Annotated in this window: 10 protein-coding genes; 3 read left to right on the top strand and 7 right to left on the bottom strand. The window is 46.3% G+C overall.

What is annotated here, in order from left to right; translation table 11 throughout:
- Window positions 1-114: 114 nt before the first annotated feature.
- The 7 genes from AC438_RS13655 to AC438_RS13625 all read right to left on the bottom strand — a co-directional run bounded on the left by AC438_RS13655 (window position 115) and on the right by AC438_RS13625 (window position 9,736).
- Window positions 115-2,346, bottom strand: a complete 2,232-nt coding sequence (locus AC438_RS13655) for a PQQ-binding-like beta-propeller repeat protein (RefSeq protein WP_053981823.1) — start codon at window positions 2,344-2,346, stop codon at window positions 115-117.
- A 145-nt stretch (window positions 2,347-2,491) separates the two neighbouring features.
- Entirely contained in the window at window positions 2,492-4,222 is a 1,731-nt protein-coding gene (locus AC438_RS13650; RefSeq protein WP_053981822.1) for a BatD family protein, read from the bottom strand.
- A 23-nt stretch (window positions 4,223-4,245) separates the two neighbouring features.
- Complete coding sequence (locus tag AC438_RS13645) at window positions 4,246-6,174, bottom strand: vWA domain-containing protein (protein WP_053981821.1); 1,929 nt, start codon at window positions 6,172-6,174, stop codon at window positions 4,246-4,248.
- On the bottom strand, window positions 6,174-7,217 hold the full coding sequence (locus tag AC438_RS13640; protein ID WP_053981820.1) for a vWA domain-containing protein: 1,044 nt from the start codon (window positions 7,215-7,217) through the stop codon (window positions 6,174-6,176). Before AC438_RS13640 ends, AC438_RS13645 begins: the two co-directional genes overlap by 1 nt.
- Window positions 7,210-7,791, bottom strand: a complete 582-nt coding sequence (locus AC438_RS13635; protein ID WP_053981819.1) for a DUF4381 domain-containing protein — start codon at window positions 7,789-7,791, stop codon at window positions 7,210-7,212. The genes AC438_RS13640 and AC438_RS13635 overlap by 8 nt, the downstream gene beginning before the upstream one ends.
- The gene (locus AC438_RS13630; RefSeq protein ID WP_053981818.1) at window positions 7,788-8,759 is read right to left on the bottom strand and encodes a DUF58 domain-containing protein; all 972 of its coding nucleotides are present in this window, start codon (window positions 8,757-8,759) and stop codon (window positions 7,788-7,790) included. The genes AC438_RS13635 and AC438_RS13630 overlap by 4 nt, the downstream gene beginning before the upstream one ends.
- A 14-nt stretch (window positions 8,760-8,773) precedes the next feature.
- Window positions 8,774-9,736 carry an AAA family ATPase gene (locus tag AC438_RS13625; protein WP_053981817.1) on the bottom strand — a complete coding sequence of 321 codons (963 nt, stop codon included), beginning with the start codon at window positions 9,734-9,736 and terminating at the stop codon, window positions 8,774-8,776.
- A 405-nt stretch (window positions 9,737-10,141) separates the two neighbouring features.
- Here AC438_RS13625 and AC438_RS13620 point away from each other — a divergent pair, with 405 nt between their 5' ends.
- The 3 genes from AC438_RS13620 to AC438_RS13610 all read left to right on the top strand — a co-directional run bounded on the left by AC438_RS13620 (window position 10,142) and on the right by AC438_RS13610 (window position 18,281).
- Window positions 10,142-15,004: an NAD-glutamate dehydrogenase gene (locus tag AC438_RS13620; protein WP_053981816.1), complete on the top strand. Its 4,863-nt coding sequence runs from the start codon at window positions 10,142-10,144 to the stop codon at window positions 15,002-15,004.
- 341 nt (window positions 15,005-15,345) lie between these two features.
- Window positions 15,346-17,763, top strand: coding sequence for a M1 family metallopeptidase (locus AC438_RS13615; RefSeq protein ID WP_202904768.1), 2,418 nt, complete (start codon window positions 15,346-15,348; stop codon window positions 17,761-17,763).
- Window positions 17,763-18,281: a DUF6702 family protein gene (locus AC438_RS13610; protein ID WP_053981815.1), complete on the top strand. Its 519-nt coding sequence runs from the start codon at window positions 17,763-17,765 to the stop codon at window positions 18,279-18,281. The genes AC438_RS13615 and AC438_RS13610 overlap by 1 nt, the downstream gene beginning before the upstream one ends.
- Window positions 18,282-18,333 lie beyond the last annotated feature (52 nt).

Here is an 18,333-nt window from a genome sequence, read left to right as displayed (position 1 = left end):
CCTTATAAAATATCATTTGATTTTGTGCCTCGCTGTCATTTTTAATTATGAGATATAAAAAAGCCTCCGGCTCTTGACAGGGCCGGAGGCTTTTTTTACGACTTTTCGGATGTTTTACTGATCTATCCAGCGTTGCTCACCGCTACCAAGATCGAGCGCAATAATGCGGCTAGTCGAATCATCGACAATATGCAGCGTTTGCCCATCGGTTGATAAGCTGATTTTACTGGCACGGCGAATATAGTTGGGTTCGCTGTCAATACGGGTTCTTTTTCCTGTGGCTAAGTCGATACTAATTACCGCGCGCACATGGTTGTCAAAGGTATACGCGGTTTGGGTCTCAGAGTTTAACGCGAGACCTGAGGGTAGAGTCATGGCAGGACTATCTGTATTCGCGCGGCCAGAAATCACCGTGAAAGTGCGCTCGTCATCTTCGGCAACGGCAATTAAAGCATCTTGGCCAGCATCAATAAACAGAATACGTTTATTGGTGGCGTCGTAGACTAGCCCCCTTAAATTTTGCGGGCTATAGGGTGATCCATTGGTAATGGTTTCTAGCCCTTGTTCTTTTTCGTTCCAAAAAACAATGTCACCGATAGAAATAGCGTTGTTAAAACGATCACGTACAATATAGTTTTGGCCACCAAAATATACACCATCATTACTGAGCGCTATTTTTTGAGTATCTAAAACATTAAAGGCGAAATTGTGAAGCCTCATATTCCCATTATCATCTTCAACAAGAGAAATCGGTAGCGCTTTGGTTGCACCGGCTTTACGGCGATAAAGAGCGAAGTTATAGACATTATAAACTTGCTCATCGCTAGTGGCTTGTGCGAAGCGCGAAACCAAGATAACAAGATCACCTGTTGTAGGCTCTTGTGCGACAAATAAGGGTTTGGGTTTAAGCTCAAGATTAAGTATCTGGTCTTCTTCCAGGGTAAGAATCTGAGGGGTAACATTCGATATATCAACTTCAAGCGCAAAGGGCGTAAAGTTTTTACTCATACTGGAATAGGTGAGGGCATTTTTTTGTTCAGCGCTAGCATCGGTAATCAGAAGCTCTTGCGTTTCAGGGTTGATACCAAGGTCTTGAATAGTTTGCGGCCTAGTCGCATAGCCAGGTGTAATAGGCCGACCGCTTACAAGCAATGTTCTAGCGGCCGATGTATCGTCTTCTGGCTTGTTTGTGATATCGTAATCCAAAATAAATAAAGAGCTATCTTTTGCGTCAAGCACTAAAAGTTCGCCTGCACTATTGAGTGCGATATGACTGGCTTTAGTGATGGGGTAATCTTGATCATCAGAAGACAGTACCCTTAAAATACTCTCTGCAACCGTACTGTCTTCATCCTCTATCTGTGCGATATCTAGTGTGATGATTTCCTTATTATTATTCACTATAAATAATTGCTTGCCCGCACTATCGTAAGCTAGGCTATGCGCACTCGTGTCGGCTAGGTTATACGCACTCTGATCATTATTGATACTCTTAGTATTGGTGTAAATCGTTGATGCTTCTTGACTTAAGGTATCAATTTTTAGCATGTGGTAATAATAATTAGTGGCAATACTACCATCACTATTTTGATTGACGATTCTTAATGTACTTGATGCATAAAGAGTATTTTGACTGCTATCAAAATAAATATCTTTTACTTCTATATTAGGCGCTAATGGATTGGCGAGAGTATTTGCTGCAGCCATTACACTGATGGCACCAGTATTGGGTGTGTAAATAAAAGTACTCAAGCCCGTTAAGGCTATTTCATCGCCTTCATCATTGGTGACAACATACTTAAGCCCAAAGGCGTCAGCAATTAATAAACGTTCGTTCGCTTGGTCAAAGAATAGACTGCTAGGCTTGCCCCAATCAAAACCCTCTTCAACCGAAAAATCTTCTTTTTTGGCAACAACCGATGTCATACCGCTCAGGGCGTCGGTACTCACAATTTGCTCACCAGAAAGATCAAGCATATACAGAGTGTTGTTTTGAGTGTCTAACACTAAATCATTGATGGATTGCAAGGGTGAGGTGTTATCGTCATTGGCTAGAGGCGTTAAAATTGTGACGGCTTTGCTGGTTTTATCGACGGCGATAACGCCTTGTGTTGTGTCAGCGATTAACCAGCGATTATTCGCTTCATCATCAACAAAGGTGAATGCATGTAAAAATTCATTGGGGGCATAAGCGACATCGTTAGGCTCGCCATTAGTGATTGAAGGCGTGCTCGATTGAGCGCTGCTTGAGCTTGATGAGGCATCGTCATTATTATTGCTGCTATCACTGCCGCAAGCGCTCAGTAAAAAAGCCGAGAGTAAAAGAGTAAGCGAGGTAAAGCGCATAGAGGTGTCCTAGAGTGGCGCGGTATTGCGCCTATCGAGTCAAAAGGCTGTCATTTTACGGGCAGCCCGCTTGTGTGGCTAGTCTTTGTTCTTACGAAGGTTTTGCGCGGAGGCTTTGTTAACTCGCCACCCCCTCGCACAGGGCTTATGCCGGATACAGCGCGGCTAAAGGCTGCTCTTTTGTATTCGTTGCCGCTTTTTGGCTGTATTGCGTTAACGCGTTGGCCAGCGCTTTACCCACCCAAGGGCTATTGGCGGGTTTAAACAGTGCGCCATCAAGCTGCTTGAGTTCACTGAGCAAAGCGCTATCGGCGTTTGTTTTGGCAAAATACTGCTGAACATTGCATGGCTGAGCATTGTACGTACCGGCTGTTTGAGTGTGGCGGTAGAGCCATTGGTTTAACGCGTGATGACACCCTTTAGCATCATTATTATTAGCCGCTGTAATAGCGGGTGTTAACGAGGGTTGTGAGGGTATGTTATTGGCTGCTTGTTGTTCAGCGTGCGGACGTTTTTTGAACCATAAAATCCACACTAGTGCTTGCACGATATTCAATATTATTAACGCGGCACATAACCAAGGCCAGTAACCCGCGCTTGTTTGATAGATCACTTGTGGCTGCGTGTTGTCGGCTGTTTGTGCCATTGTGGGGATTTCAGTGGTAGGTAGTACCGCAGATAAGCTCTGTTCGGGCTTGGCGGTTGCTGCTTTGACCGTGATGGTTTTGGCCGGTAGTGTCGCCACTTGTAAGCTGTCACTTTGTGTGTCCCACCACGATATTTCAACTGCTGGCAGTGTGAGTGTCCCTGCACGGGTCGGGATGACAGCCATGCTTTCACTGCGAGCGCCCAGCTTGCCTTGGTCATCGGTATCGCTGGTGATTTTAGGTTGATCGGGGTAGAACTTAAAATCATCACTGTTGATGGCGTCGGCGATAGGGGGTAATTGCTCACCCGTGAGGCCACGCGCGGTTAAGGTAATTGTGCGGGTTACGGGTTCGCCTACGGTAAATTGTGGGGCTTGCTCACTCCATTTTTCGCTGAGTGTGAGCATTTTAGCTGGTAGCCAAGGCTTACTGGCGGGGTAGCTGTCGGGGCGAGGCTTGACGGTGATGGTAAAGGGGTCGGTACGTAAGCGGTGTAAAGTTGTGCGTCCTGAGCTCATACCAAAACGATTGGCCGGCGCACTTGAGCTGCGTAAATTCCATAAAAAGCTAGGGGCGTCTAATGTACCGCTGGCATTGGCTGTGACCGCAAAACGCATTTCTAAAACGTTATAGGTGGCGTGGCCAATATTTTTTTGATACTGCGCGCGCGGTAATTCTTCGAAACTGGCGCCTTTTATGGTGAAGGGTTCGGCATCAAAGTCGACGATGTTTTCTCTAAAGAAAAGCTTGAGTACAACGATAAACTCTTCTTGTACATACGCTTGATCGGTGCTGACATGGGTTTCTAAAAAAACCACTTGGCTGCCTTTGGGCAGTGCTTTCGCTTTATGAACGCTAATGTTAATAGGCTGGCTTTGAGCTTGCCCCAAGCTAAGAGGCGGAATAAGGATTTTGCCGGCTTGTTTAGGGGCTAGTGTCAGTGTCCACTGCACAACACTCGTGACTTGCCCATTGGTGTTGATGTATTGACTTGATTGATTATTCCCCAAAATATCAAAATTATCTTTTAGGCGGCTAAAGTCAGGCGCGCTTTTACTGCGGCCATTTTGATACTTAACCGTTAATGTTAAGGTTTCGTTTTCAGCAATGGTGCTGCGGTCAGCTTGCACGCTTAGGCGCTCGGCTGCCTGCGCAGTATGCAGCCAAGCGATGCTAAACACTACAGCTAAACATACTTGTAGGGTGGTTTTCATTGTTTTGCTGGCCATCGTTATTGTTCCTACTGTTATTCCTACCATCGTTTTTCTGCTTTTTGTGTTTCGTCAAAACGACCACCGCGGCGCAACTCTTGTTGGCGTTGGCGATACTTTTGTTGGAATTTTGCGCGCAATAGCCCAGAGGGGTCATCGGGCACTTTGCGTAAAAGTGTCTCGAGCATTTGTTGTTCCTCAGTTATGGGCTCTTCGGTTTTTGATATTTCAGCAGCGCTTTGAGAGCTGTTTTGAGCAGAACTCCCTTGATCAGAGCTTGCTTGACCTTGACGACTTTGATCAGTGTCAGCACTTGAACTCGCACCTTCGGAGGCGTCTTTGCCCGCACTCGCACCGGCAGAGGATGAGCTACCCTCTTGCTCTGTTTGTTGCGGGTTTTGTTCTTCAGAGGGGTCTTGATCCGAGGGATCTTGTTGATTTTGCTGTGAGTCCGATGATGTATCCTCCGATGACTCATCGCCTTGTTGTTTTTGCTCGCTATCTTGCTTTTCACCGCCTTGCTCTTTGTCGTCCTTTTCGTCCGAGTCGCCGTCTTGCTCTTTTTGCTGTTCTTGTTTTTGCTTTTTCAATTGCTCAGCGATTTGCTTATTTTTTTGGATGGCCTCTCGCTGGCTACTGTCTAAATCAGCTCCACTAGCGAGAGCGTTATCATAGGCTGTAATAGCTTGCTCAAAGTGGCCTTGCAATAACTCGGCATTACCTTGGTTAAATTTAGCTTCTACGGTATTTTGCTGGCTAAATATTTTGGCCGCTTCAGCGTAGTTACCATTTCGGTATTGGGCGGTTGCTTGCCAATGAGGGTCTTTAAAGTGCTTTGCGGCTTTATCGTAATCGTGTTTTTGATAAGCGTCAAAGCCCGCTTGATCATCTGTTTTAAAAGGGTCAGCCTGAGCCAGTGGGGGACTTATTGCGCTGTAGGGGAGTACTATTATGGCGACACCCAATAACCAACCACGCCTAAATCCTATTAACAGCAAAGGTAGGCAGGCCCAAATAAGCCAATGACCATGCTCTACCCACTGGTCAAAAAGCTGTTCTGTGCTTTCTTCGCTTTGTGTGTCATGCGCGTTGGCATTGTTGATCAGACTTTGCAAGGCGTTGATATCGGACCCATCACTGACCATAGGCACATAGTAGCTATGAGTTTCGACTGCAAACGCGCGCAGTTCGTCCTCATTTAACTTGGCCATGGCAATAGCGCCGCTGTTGTCTCGTGCAAAACCTTCTTTGCCCCAAGGTACAGGGGCACCATCGGCAGTACCTAACCCCCAAAGCGTGAGTTTATGACTGCTTGCAGCGACTAATTCTTTGAGTGTGGCAAGTGCATCGGTTGTGATTTCATCGGTGATCATTAATATTTGCCCTTTCGCAATACCGGCTTGAGTTAATAACTCGGCGGCTTGGCTGTAAGCCATTTCGGGATTGCTCCCTAGGCTGGGTAACGTATTGGGCGCTAAAGCAGGTAATAAGTTAATAATGGTTTGACTATCGTCGGTCAGTGGCGTCACGGTGTAGGCTTCACCACTAAATGCAATTAGGGCGGTTTGACCGTCGGGCCTGGCTTTGAGTAGGTCAATAATTTTTAAGCGCGAGCGAACCAAACGCGATGGGCTAATATCTTCAGCCATCATCGAAGGTGACAAGTCCCAAGCAATGACTAACGCATCTGTATTTTGAACAACCGGAGAAGGTTGCTTTTGCCATACTGGCCCAGCTAAGGCTAAGCAACTAGCCAGCCAGCAAAACGCGATAGCCGCTAGTAGCAATCCATTGCTGCGCTGAACACCACCTTGCAACAGTGTGGGTAATAACGCCGGTGATATATGTTTAAGCCATTGCTGGCTACTGTAATGACTGCGCCAGAGCAAGCCGAGTAAGCCGGCTACCGGTAGTAATGCCAATAGCCACCAAGGGCGCAAAAAATGAAACGCATCGATAAAAGTGTCCATTAGGCATGCCCTCCTGTGTGCGTTGTGTTAGTTGAGCTCGATTTTGATTTGATGGCGTGCCCAAAACCTAACCTCAATAGTGCTAAGACAATACTGAGCAGTAATGCGATAGCTAAAGGCCAGTGCATTAAGCTTTGAACCGGGCGATAGACACGCTCGTCTTGCTCGATAGGTTCAATTTCATTTAAGGCGGCGTAAATGGCGGCTAAACCTTGTGTGTCGCGTGCTCGAAAGTATTGGCCGCCGGTTTTATCTGCAATTGTTTGCAGTGTGTTCTCGTCGAGATCGGCCGAAGCTTTTTTACTGCGAGAGAAAAACCCAAAGCCATCGTCGATCAGTAAATCACTGGCAACACCAATCGTATGAATTTTAACCCCTGCAATAGCGGCTAATTCTGCGGCCTTTAAGGGGTGTGTTTCACCGGCTGTATTTTCGCCATCGGTCAGTAAGATAAGAACACGTGCTGCATCTGGTCGATCTTTTAAGCGCTTTATGCCTAAAGCAATGGCATCGCCAATGGCGGTTGCGTTACCGGCCATACCTAAAAAAGCTTCTTCTAAAAGCTGTTTGACAGTATTGCGATCAAAGGTGAGTGGCGCTTGCAGATAAGCACTGTCGCCAAATAAGATTAATCCTAAGCGGTCGCCATGGCGCTGCTCTACAAAATCGGCAACCACACTCTTTACAACATGAACACGCGGCAATAGCTTGCCGTTATATTCCATATCGGCTGCTTTCATACTGCCTGATAAATCAACGGCGAGCATGATATCGCGGCCTTCATTTTGGAGTGGAATGGGTTCGCCAATCCATTGGGGTTTGGCGCCAGCGATAACGAGCATGACCCACAACGCAAGGGCAAGCGCTTTTTGTAAGAGACTGCGCCCGTTAGAGGAGATAGCCGCGCCACTGATATTAACTAAAGTGTGATAAAACGGCACTTTCAGTGCGGCGTGTTGTTGTGTCACCTTTGGTGCCCAAAGATAGACGGCAATAGGGAGCGGTAATAGCAATAATATGAGCGGGTACGATAATTCAAACATATTGAGCCCCTGCATGATGGCTTTTTTTCATGTTGATTTTATCAAGACCGCGTTCACTGTAATGATCTTTGATCCATTGTTGCATTCGCGTTATGAGTACCGTATCGGCAGAGGCTTGAGCGCTGACAGGCGCATAAAGATTACGCTGCCATTGTTGTGCGTGCTGATCAGCGAATAACGGCCTAGCAGTGGTTGTATTGAGCCATTGCAGCCATTGCTCACCATGGGCTGTCGCAATACTGTGCCGATGACTGGGGTAGGCGTGCAACCCTACTTGTTTACTCAGTTGCATAAGTTGTTGGGCTTGTTGTTGGGCGTTGATCGGTGTTTTCTTCGAAATGTCTTGCAGTGCGTTCAGCGCAAAGCGGCGGTAGCGGTTGTGTCGGTAACGTTGAATCATTGCGATCAGCACAATACTGAGCAGGGCGATAATAGCTGCGATTAATAACCACCACCCCCAGGCTATTGGCCAATGGCCAATGGCCGCAGGCTCAATAATATCGGCCATTTGCGCTTGTATCTGCGCTTGCATCTGTGGGTCTAATCCGCTGGCCGCTGGCGTGGCGTTAGTCATATCTTCCCCCTTGATTTCGATAAAGCGTTGGCGCGGTAACCTAAGACGTCGAGGAGTAAGCCTTCAAGGTCATCATTGACAGGTGCGTTAATGCCTGTGCTCATGGCTTGATTTAATGCCTGTTTGAGCGCTTGCTGTTGCTGGTTAAAGTGTTGAGTAAACGACTGGTGCACGTGTCGGCTATTGATTGTGGTACGAGCATGACCATCTCCAATAGTCAGTAAACCTTTGGTTGGCAAGGACGCCTCTAGCGGGTCGTAAACCTTAAAAAAATTTACATCGGTATGGCGAGCCAGTGTGCATAGGGGAGCTCGAATATTTTGTGGGTCATGGCCATCAGAAATCAAATAGGCCATAGCGCCGGGTTTAATAATACGTTTGGCATCTTCAAGAAACTGCGCGAGTGAGCGGCCCGTGCGAGTCGCGGGGTTACTCAATTGCTGATTAGCGTCAACCAATGCATGAATAAAGGCTAATACAGCATTTTTCCCACGTTTAGGGCGCAGATCCCACTCGCCATGGTCACTTAAAATCATGGCGCCAATGCGATCGCCGGCATGGCATGCCGCCCAAGCAATAGCTGCAGCAATGCGTGCGGCGTACACGCACTTAAATTGATGCTGGCTACCAAAAAACATCGAAGAGCGCATATCGACCATAATAAAGATCGGACGCTCGCGTTCTTCTTCAAACAATTTTGTATGGGGTTTTTGAGTGCGCGCGGTGACTCGCCAGTCAATGGTACGGATATCATCACCGGCTTGATAGGGGCGCACTTCAGCAAAACTCATACCGCGACCGCGATAGCGTGTGCGCACGTTGCCAGCCATAATGGCATGGCTATTGCGCGTTTGTCCTAATTGTAATCTTTGACCCAGCATGCGCAGGCTAAATAAATCATCCGCTTGGCAGTAAGTGAGGTGATTACTGGTATCTAAAAAAGCGTTGATAGGATTGTTCGGTTCCATAATAGCGCTCCGGCCTAAGCGACCGGCACCAATGCGAGTAACTGATGAATAATATCGTCGGGCGTGATACCGGCGGCTTCTGCTTCAAAGCTGAGCAATAAGCGATGACGAAAAACATCGTGAATCACCGCTTGTACATTATCGGGGCTAACGTAGTCTTGGCCCTCTAGCCAAGCGTGAGCACGGGCGCAGCGATCGAGACTAATGGTGGCGCGTGGACTCACGCCAAATTCAATGTGTTTGGCCAAGGTTGCATCATAGGCGCCGGGATTGCGCGTGGCGCCTACTAGCTGCACTAAATACTCCTCGACGTTATCGGCCATATACAACGCAAGCGCTTCATCGCGGGCATCAAATAATTGCTGCTGCGTCACCTCTGTTGGCTGAGCGATAGGGTCTTTGCGCGCTTCATTGCGGTTAAGGCGTAGTATCTCACGCTCTGCGGCTATATCAGGATATCCCACACGGACATGCATTAAAAAGCGATCCAGTTGTGCCTCGGGCAGCGGGTAAGTGCCTTCTTGCTCAATGGGGTTTTGTGTGGCCATCACCAAAAAAAGTTCGGGCAATGAGTAGGTGGACTTACCGACACTAATTTGTCGTTCAGCCATGGCTTCTAAAAGCGCCGATTGGACTTTGGCCGGTGCGCGGTTAATTTCATCGGCGAGGACGAGGTTGTGAAATATCGGCCCAGGTTGAAAGTTAAACTCGCCTGTTTCAGGGCGGTAAATGTCGGTACCGGTCACATCAGAGGGCAGTAAGTCGGGGGTGAATTGTACCCGGTGAAATTCAGCCTCTAGGCCTTTGGCTAGACTATTAATGGCTTTTGTTTTGGCTAATCCTGGCGCCCCTTCAACTAACAAGTGCCCATCGGCCAATAAGGCTATGAGTAACCGATCAACCAATTGTGGCTGACCAACAATTTGATGATTTAACCAAGTTTTCAGGGCGTTAATGGCAGTTTGAGTCTCAGACATGGTGTTGCAATCCTAGTGTAGGTGAGCCGTGTATGTTTTGTGTGCGAGCTATGGCTGCGATGAGCCCAGTGCATTCCCAGCGGGAGGCACTAGACTCGCAATGATGATGTGAGTTCCGCAGATTGAAGTCTCTCATCATCGATGATGCCTTATTGGCTATGCTTAAAATACACGGTATTGAGACAATCACGATTGTGATCAATGACGGCTCAAATCTAAATGTGTATATTAAGAAGATAAAAAGCCTTAGCCTGCTGCTACGGCCTTATGTGGGGGTTGCGGGAGTAAATTCAATACTCCGCATAACAGCGCATTTCGCACAATATTCAATGCCAGTAGGTCGTATTTAAGACCCTATTGGCTAACATAAGTCAGAAAAATAATAAGTCGGTTAGGAGAATAAACATGGGTAATGTTATAGCGGCTCATCAAAAGCCCCACTCTATCACCCAGCAGCATAAACAACTTTTTGATGATGTTATCACTTGTATCACCCAGCACTATACGATCGAGGATACGACGACACTAAAAGCATTTATCAGTAAGTTATGGCAAGCGTGGCCTCAGTCTGAGCTTGATGACCGCAGAGCAGAGGATCATGCGCATTGCTTATACGGTTTGTGGCTTAGCCTTCAGGCTATTAATGCCGATGCCAATAAACCGGTATTACAGCTCAAAGTGCCTAATGTTGAAGAAGAGGGTTGGGCTTGCCATCGCACAGTATTACACTGGGCATTACCTGACAGTCCATTTCTTGTTGATACGCTGAGAATAGCGTTAAACGAATTGGGTATTGCATTGCACTTGTTAGCCAGTTGCGTGATTACTCCCCCTCAATCAGATAAAGCGTTTGCGATCATTTATGCTGAGCTAGGCTTATTAACCGATGACGAAAGTGCGGCAGTTAAAGAGCGTGTTCATGCAACAGCGCTAGAATTGCAACATGTTGTAGAGGACTACCCCAAGTTACTCGAAAAAACACAAGCCTTACAAATACAACTACAAGGCTTAGGTACCGACGAGGCCAATGAAGCCGCTGCGCTATTAAAGTGGTTAGAGGCTTCTAATTTCACTTATTTAGGGTATCGTGAATTTCGTTATGAGCCTGCTAAAACAAAAGGTAAGACGTTAGCGACAGCCGCAACGGCAAAGACGGGTCTTGGTTTGTGCCGCAAGCGTAAAGTGCATGCCCAAGATGCTACATCTCAAGCATTAATTCCCTTACATTGTATTGGTGAAGTCTGTAAGGACATCCTTGTTTTTACTAAATCAGCGACACTTGCCAAAATACATCGCGCAGTCTACCCCGACTGTATTGTGATAAAGTTATTTGATGAGCAAAATCATTGCATCGGCGAAGGGCACTTACTGGGCTTTTTTACTTATGCCGTTAGTCAAACAGCGCCCACCACTATTCCTTGGATTCGACAAAAGCTCAAAGTGGTCAATAAAGCGAGTGGTTTGGCGAAAAATAGTTATGCTTTTAGAACGCTACGCCGGGTTGTTGAAGGCTTTCCGCGTGATGAGTTATTTCAAGCTTCTAGCGAAGAGCTAACGGAAACGTTACTGGGGATTTGCCAAATTAATGAGCGTAAGAAAGTGCGTCTTTTTATGCGTGCTAATCCTTATGGCCGCTTTGTCACGGCAATTGTGTATGTGCCACGAGATATGTACAACACCCGTGTTCGTATTAAAATCGAAAATATAATCTCTAAGGCCATTCACAGTGAAGCTGTCGAGTCGACTACTTTCTTTTCGGAGTCGGTATTAGCGCGTGCTTACTGCGTATTTAAATTGCCTGAAGGTGAGTTACTCAATCTCGCCGATGAAATTGATGTGGGCGATTTACAACATCAAATCAACACGATTGCTACCGGTTGGCAAGAGCATCTCGAAACGGCATTAATCGAAGCCAAGGGCGATAAGCTAGGCTTACCACTATTTAGGCGTTATGGCTCGGCGCTATCGGTGGCTTACCAAGATGCCTATGATGCCCGAGCGGCTGTTGGCGACATCGAGCTTTTTGAGCAGGTTGCCAATAGCGGTAAAATTGCCATGCATGTCTTTAAACCACAAGGAGGGCAAGATAATCAACTGCGCTTTAAAGTGGTTAATGCCAAAACGCCCTTAGCATTATCAGATATTATTCCTATCCTAGAAAATTTAGGAGTCCGTGTACTGGGCGAAAACCCTTTTGCGCTCACATTAGATGATGAAACCTATTGGTTACATGACTTTAGCCTTGAGCTGCTGCACCGTCATGGTGATATTGATAACGCCTTTAAAAAACGCTTTAGTGAAGCTTTTGAAGCCGCATGGGAAGGCGTTATTGATAATGATGGCTTTAATCGCTTAGTGCTAGGTGCAGGCATTGCTTGGCGAGATGTTGTGATTTTACGCGCTTATTCGGCATATTTTAAACAGACACTATTCCCTTTAGATAATGACGTTATTGCTGCGGCTTTATTGCGCCATGGCGATATCACTGCTTCGCTGATTGATTGGTTTTATGCGCGCTTTGATCCCGCCTTATACACTCACGATCATGCGAATCATGATGCCAGTAATCAAAGGCTAGCTGATATCTGTGAGTCTTTAGATGCAGTGAATAGTTTAGATGATGACCGTGTGTTCCAGCGCTTTATTAGTGGCTTTAGAGCGACATTGAGAACAAACTTTTTCCAGTTGACGGGCCCGCGTGCTTGTCCTGATAGCGTTGTGTTAAAGCTATCGCCTGAGTTAATGGATGACATTCCTGCACCTAAGCCTAAATTTGAAATCTTTGTCTACTCTACCCGTGTTGAAGGCGTACACTTGCGTACCAGTATGGTTGCTCGCGGAGGCTTGCGCTGGTCTGATCGCTTAAACGACTACCGTACAGAAGTTTTAGGTTTGGTAAAAGCTCAGGCTGTCAAAAATTCCGTGATTGTTCCCAGCGGGGCAAAAGGTGGTTTTGTAGCCAAACATTTACATCATTTTACAACTCGCCAACAAATGCAAGACGAAGGTATTGCTTGTTATCAGCAATTTATTCGCGGCTTACTGAGCGTGACTGATAACCTAATAGAAGGGGAGACCATTAAACCAGATAATGTAGTATGTATTGATGGTGATGACCCATATTTAGTGGTTGCCGCTGATAAAGGCACTGCCACTTTTTCGGATATTGCGAACAAAATTTCACTCGAATACGGTCATTGGCTCGGTGATGGCTTTGCTTCGGGTGGCAGCCAAGGCTATGACCATAAAGCGATGGGCATTACAGCCAAGGGCGCGTGGATTTCGGTGCAGCGTCACTTCCGTGAAAAAGGTGTCGACATTCAAAATGACAGTATTCGCGTGGTCGGTATTGGGGATATGGCGGGCGATGTGTTTGGTAACGGTATGTTGCTGTCCACTAAACTTAAATTGGTGGCGGCCTTTAATCACATGCATATTTTTATTGATCCTACACCCGAAGCCGACTCCAGTTTTATTGAGCGTCAGCGACTATTTAATACGCCTGGCAGCACGTGGGAAGATTATAATAAGAAATTGATTTCCAAAGGCGGTGGCGTTTTTTCTCGATCAGCCAAAACGATTACTCTAAATGACGAGATTAAGCGCTGCTTTGATATTGCCGCAAACAAATTGACACCGAATGAGTTGATTACCGCTATTATCAAGGCACCTGTTGATCTAATTTGGAACGGCGGTATAGGCACTTACGTAAAAAGCAGCCACGAAAGTCATGCCGATGTGGGTGATAAAGCCAGTGATAGTTTGCGTGTTAATGGTAAGGAGTTGCGTTGTAAGGTGTTTGGTGAAGGCGGTAACTTAGGCATGACCCAGCTTGGGCGTATTGAGTTTTGCCAAGCTGGCGGTGCCTGTAATACCGATTTCATTGACAATGCTGCGGGGGTGGATTGCTCAGATCATGAAGTTAACTTGAAGATATTACTACAAGCGGTTATCGAGCGTGGTGATTTAACCGAAAAGCAGCGCAATGCCTTACTCAAAGAATACACGAATGAAATTAGTCGTTTAGTACTTGCTCATAACTTTGCACAGACCGAATGCTTAAGCCTAGCCGAACGCCAAGTGGCTAAACGCGCTGGCGAGTACCGTAAATTGATGGGGTATTTAGAAAAGCATGCGGGGTTAAATCGCAAGTTAGAGTTTTTACCGGCCGATCATATTTTAGCCAAGCGCTATGATAATGGGGACAACCTCACCCGGCCAGAACTTGCCGTATTATTAAGCTATGCCAAAGTCATGCTCAAAGCCGCATTAGCCAAAACGCAATTAGCTAATGATCCTACAATTCGAGCGATGGCGTTTTGGGCTTTCCCGCAAGGTGCGGGCGAGCGCTTTAGTGAAGATGTCCTCAATCATCGACTATTAAATGAAGTCGTCAGTACACAGCTCGCCAATGATTTTATTAATAATTTGGGAATTACAGCGGCTTATCGCTTTTTATCGGATACCAATACACCGCTGGAAGAGGTATTTACTGCTTATGTGGTTGCGCGTGAAGTGTTTGACCTGAACACATTTAATGAATACATGGTTGAGCAATGCAACGCCATGCCCGAAAGCCGAATTTACGATTTAAAAACCAAAATGGTCCGGCGCATACGCCGAGGTGTCCGTTGGTTTTTACGCAACGGCGATAAACATAAAACCACACAAGAGCATATTGCCTGTTTCAAGCCCTTATTATCCGAGGTGGCAAGTACTATTGAGCTGGCACTTGCCGGTGAATTAAAATCAGCGTGGCAGCAGCGATTTGATGACTACATTCAATTGGGTTTAAATCATCACTGGGCAACAATTATTGCTATGCCTGATAATCTATTCGCCGGTCTAGGTGTGGCAGCGATTCAACAAAATACACATGCAGCCCCGGCATTGTGCGCTCAAATTTTTTATGGCCTGCATAATTTATTGCGCATTCGAGAGTTTGCCGGTGCGGTCTCAGAGATGCCTGTACACTCGCCATGGCAAGCCATGGCAAGGGAAACCTTGCTCGAAGATATTGAATTACAACTACGGTATATGGCGGAAGTGATTGTGAAGCATTTTGATGACATCCAAAAACCCGATGATATCCTTGATACAATACAAGCATTGATCCCCGACAGTGCACTACAGCAATGGCATAGCTGGTTAAACGAATTACAGCAAGAGCATCACCGCCAAGAAAAGGATCAAGGCGATATCTCGTTATATCATGTCACTTTGCGTCAGCTATCGAGTGTCACTACGGCTGTTTTAAGTACGCAGTAGATTCGGAGCACCGCTTTTAGCCTTAGCCGCTGCCCTGTAATACAATGCAGGGCAGGGCAGCGTCATTAAGTATGACGAGTGTGCTTATCGATCATTATTAGCACGATGTACTCGTTAGGCAGTTTTTAGTTATCAAATATATTGATGACAGGCAGCAACACGCAAATTCGTATCGATAGGCTATAATAGCCAGCCACCCGATATGGTCATTTAATACCTCACGAAGACAGGGTATTTCAAACTTCAATTTTTAACCTCCTCATGCATGGGGAGCTACCTCTGGAGAATCAATGTTAATGTCGTTTTTATATCGATCAATATGCCTCATGTGGCTTGTGCCTATGGCGGTCGTCGCATCGCATGCCACCGCATCGTCTGTCCAGCAAACAAAAGGGGATTTCGTTGATAAGTTTAGACAGCTTGAAGAAGTGCTCCCCACCCCAAACCAATACCGCAATGCGGCCGGTGAGCCAGGCGATCAGTATTGGCAACAAAAGGTTGATTACCGCATTAATGTCACGTTGGATGAACGCAAACGTCGACTTAAAGCCGATCAACAAGTTACCTACACAAATAATTCGCCGTATACGCTGCGCTACTTGTGGTTGCAGCTAGAGCAAAACCGTTTTAAAGAAGACTCAATGGCTGAGCGAAGCGTTGAATTTGGCGGTATTGGCCGTCGAGGCCCCAGTACCCGTAGTATGGAAGACGGCGTAAAAGCGGGTATTAGCTTTGGTGAACTTGAGCGTCAGCAATGGCTAGCCGATCATCAAGTTGGTTACGATATTCTCAATGTCAGCGCTAGCGATGGCACGGCGCTACCCTTTGTCATAGCGGGCAGCCAAATGCGTATCGATTTACCTCAGCCGCTAGGCTCGAAAGGACAGCTATCGTTTAATATCGAATACGCCTATAACATTATTGAAGAAGATGCTGTATCGGCACGTGCCGGTTATGAGCATTTTCCGAATGATGCCCGTAAAGGCGGCAATGACATTTTTTTGTTAGCACAATGGTTCCCTCGCTTACAAGCCTACTCAGACTACGAAGCGTGGCATAACAAAGAATTTTTAGGTCGCGGTGAGTTCACACTGGAGTTTGGTGACTATGAAGTCAACATCACGGTACCGGCTGATCACATTGTATCTTCTACTGGTGAGCTTCAAAATGCGAACGCTGTGCTCACAAAAACGCAGCGCGAGCGACTCGAAAAAGCTAAAACCGCTAAGCGCCCTGTCTTTGTGGTGACAGCCGAAGAGGCTTTAGAGAACGAAAAAGAAGGCACTAAAGAAACAAAAACATGGCAATTTGTCGCTAAAAATGTACGCGATTTTGCGTGGGCTTCATCACGTAAGTTTATGTGGGATGCCAAAGGCGTTGCCCAGCCCAACAGTGCAGAGGCCCCCTTGGTTATGGCGATGTCTTTTTTCCCGAAAGAAGGCGGCGAGCTGTGGCGCAAATATTCAACCGAAGCAGTTGCGCATACTTTAGCGGTATATTCGCGCTTTTCGTTTGATTATCCGTATCCTGTTGCGCAAAGTGTCAACGGACCAGTTGGTGGTATGGAATACCCCATGATTACGTTTAACGGTCCACGCACGACTTGGCAAGAAGATGGCTCACGTACGTATACTCAAGCCGAAAAGCGCTTCTTAATCGGTGTTGTGATTCATGAAATTGGTCATATTTACTTTCCTATGACCGTCAACTCTGATGAGCGCCAATGGACATGGATGGATGAAGGCATTAATAGCTTTTTAGACGGTGTGGCGGGGCGTGAATGGGATCCAACAATCCCTTGGGGCGTCGAACCGCGTGATATCACTTGGTATATGAAGTCTGATGTGCAAGTACCTATTATGACTCAAAGTGATAGTGTTTTAATGTTGGGGCCAAACGCCTATACCAAGCCTGCCGCGGCATTGAATATTTTACGTGAAGTGGTGTTAGGGCGTGAACGCTTTGATTTTGCATTTAAAGAGTACTCGCGTCGTTGGAAATTTAAGCGCCCTACACCGGCTGATTTTTTCCGTACGATGGAAGAGGCCTCGGGTGTGGATTTAGATTGGTTTTGGCATGGCTGGTTTTATACCACCGATCACGTTGATATCAGCATCGATCGGGTTTATAAACTGCGCCTTGATACTGAAAACCCCGATATCGATTTTAAGCGTGACCGCGAAGATCATGCAATTAAGCCAACGCCATTATTTGAGCAGCGTAACCGTGCAGAAAAGCGCAAAACTTGGGTTGAATTGAATAAAGATGTACGCGACTTTTATGATGAGAATGATCGCTTTACTCCCACTAATAAAGAACGCAATGCGTACCAGCAGTTTTTAGCCGATCTTGAAGATAACGAGCGTAAGGCGCTTGAACGTGCGATCAAAGAAGATAAGCATTATTACGTACTCGATTTCTCTAACCTAGGCGGTTTGGTCATGCCTATTTTGTTAGAAATTAATTATCGAGGTGGTAAAAAAGAAATGCTGCACATCCCTGCTGAAATATGGCGTCGTTCACCTTGGAAGGTCAGCAAGTTAATTGTGAGTGATAAAGAAGTAGAATCTTTTGTCGTCGATCCTCAATGGGAAACCGCGGATGTTGATGTTGAAAATAACCACTACCCACGTCGCATTATTCCTTCGCGTATTGAAGCCTTTAAAGCCGAGAAAAGTGTCGATCCTGTTTATCGCGATATCATGCACGATATCACAACAGAAAAAGAAGACCCTAAAGTTAAGCAGCGTATGAAATAATGTTGAAGCAATATTTGAAGGCTCCTTGGAGCCTAATGGTCCTGCTGTGCGTGTGCTGGGTAATACCTGCACACGCACATAAACAGCAAGTCTCAACGACCCACATCACCGTTAATGCTATAACAGGTAATTTAGAAGTGATGCACCGGTTTCATTCGCATGACGCAGAGCATTACCTTAATCATCTGTTAAAAGATCACGGCGATCTTTTGCTTAACCCTAAACATCAACAGCTCTTAGGTCAGTATGTGGCTAAGCATTTTAAACTGTCAATCACAGAAGGCGGGGCACCGATCGATCTAACGTATGTTGGCCAAGAAGTGGAAGGCCCTTATTTTTGGGTGTATCAACAATGGCCGGTAAATGAGGTTCACACGGTTTGGATTGAGGCTGGTTTTTTCCAAGATTTATGGGGTGAATACAGCACTGAGGTCTATAGTCAGTCGGGTGTTGAAGCTAAGCGTTATCTGCTTAATCGACGGCAAAAAAGTTTGCGTATTCCATTGGTAAGCCAATAGTTATCAATATAACGTGTCAGCGCTGTTGGTAGCGATACGAATAGATAGTCTA

The organism is Marinagarivorans algicola (assembly GCF_001292705.1).
Taxonomy (GTDB): Bacteria; Pseudomonadota; Gammaproteobacteria; order Pseudomonadales; family Cellvibrionaceae; genus Marinagarivorans; species Marinagarivorans algicola.
This window is presented reverse-complemented; position numbering and strand designations above follow the sequence as displayed.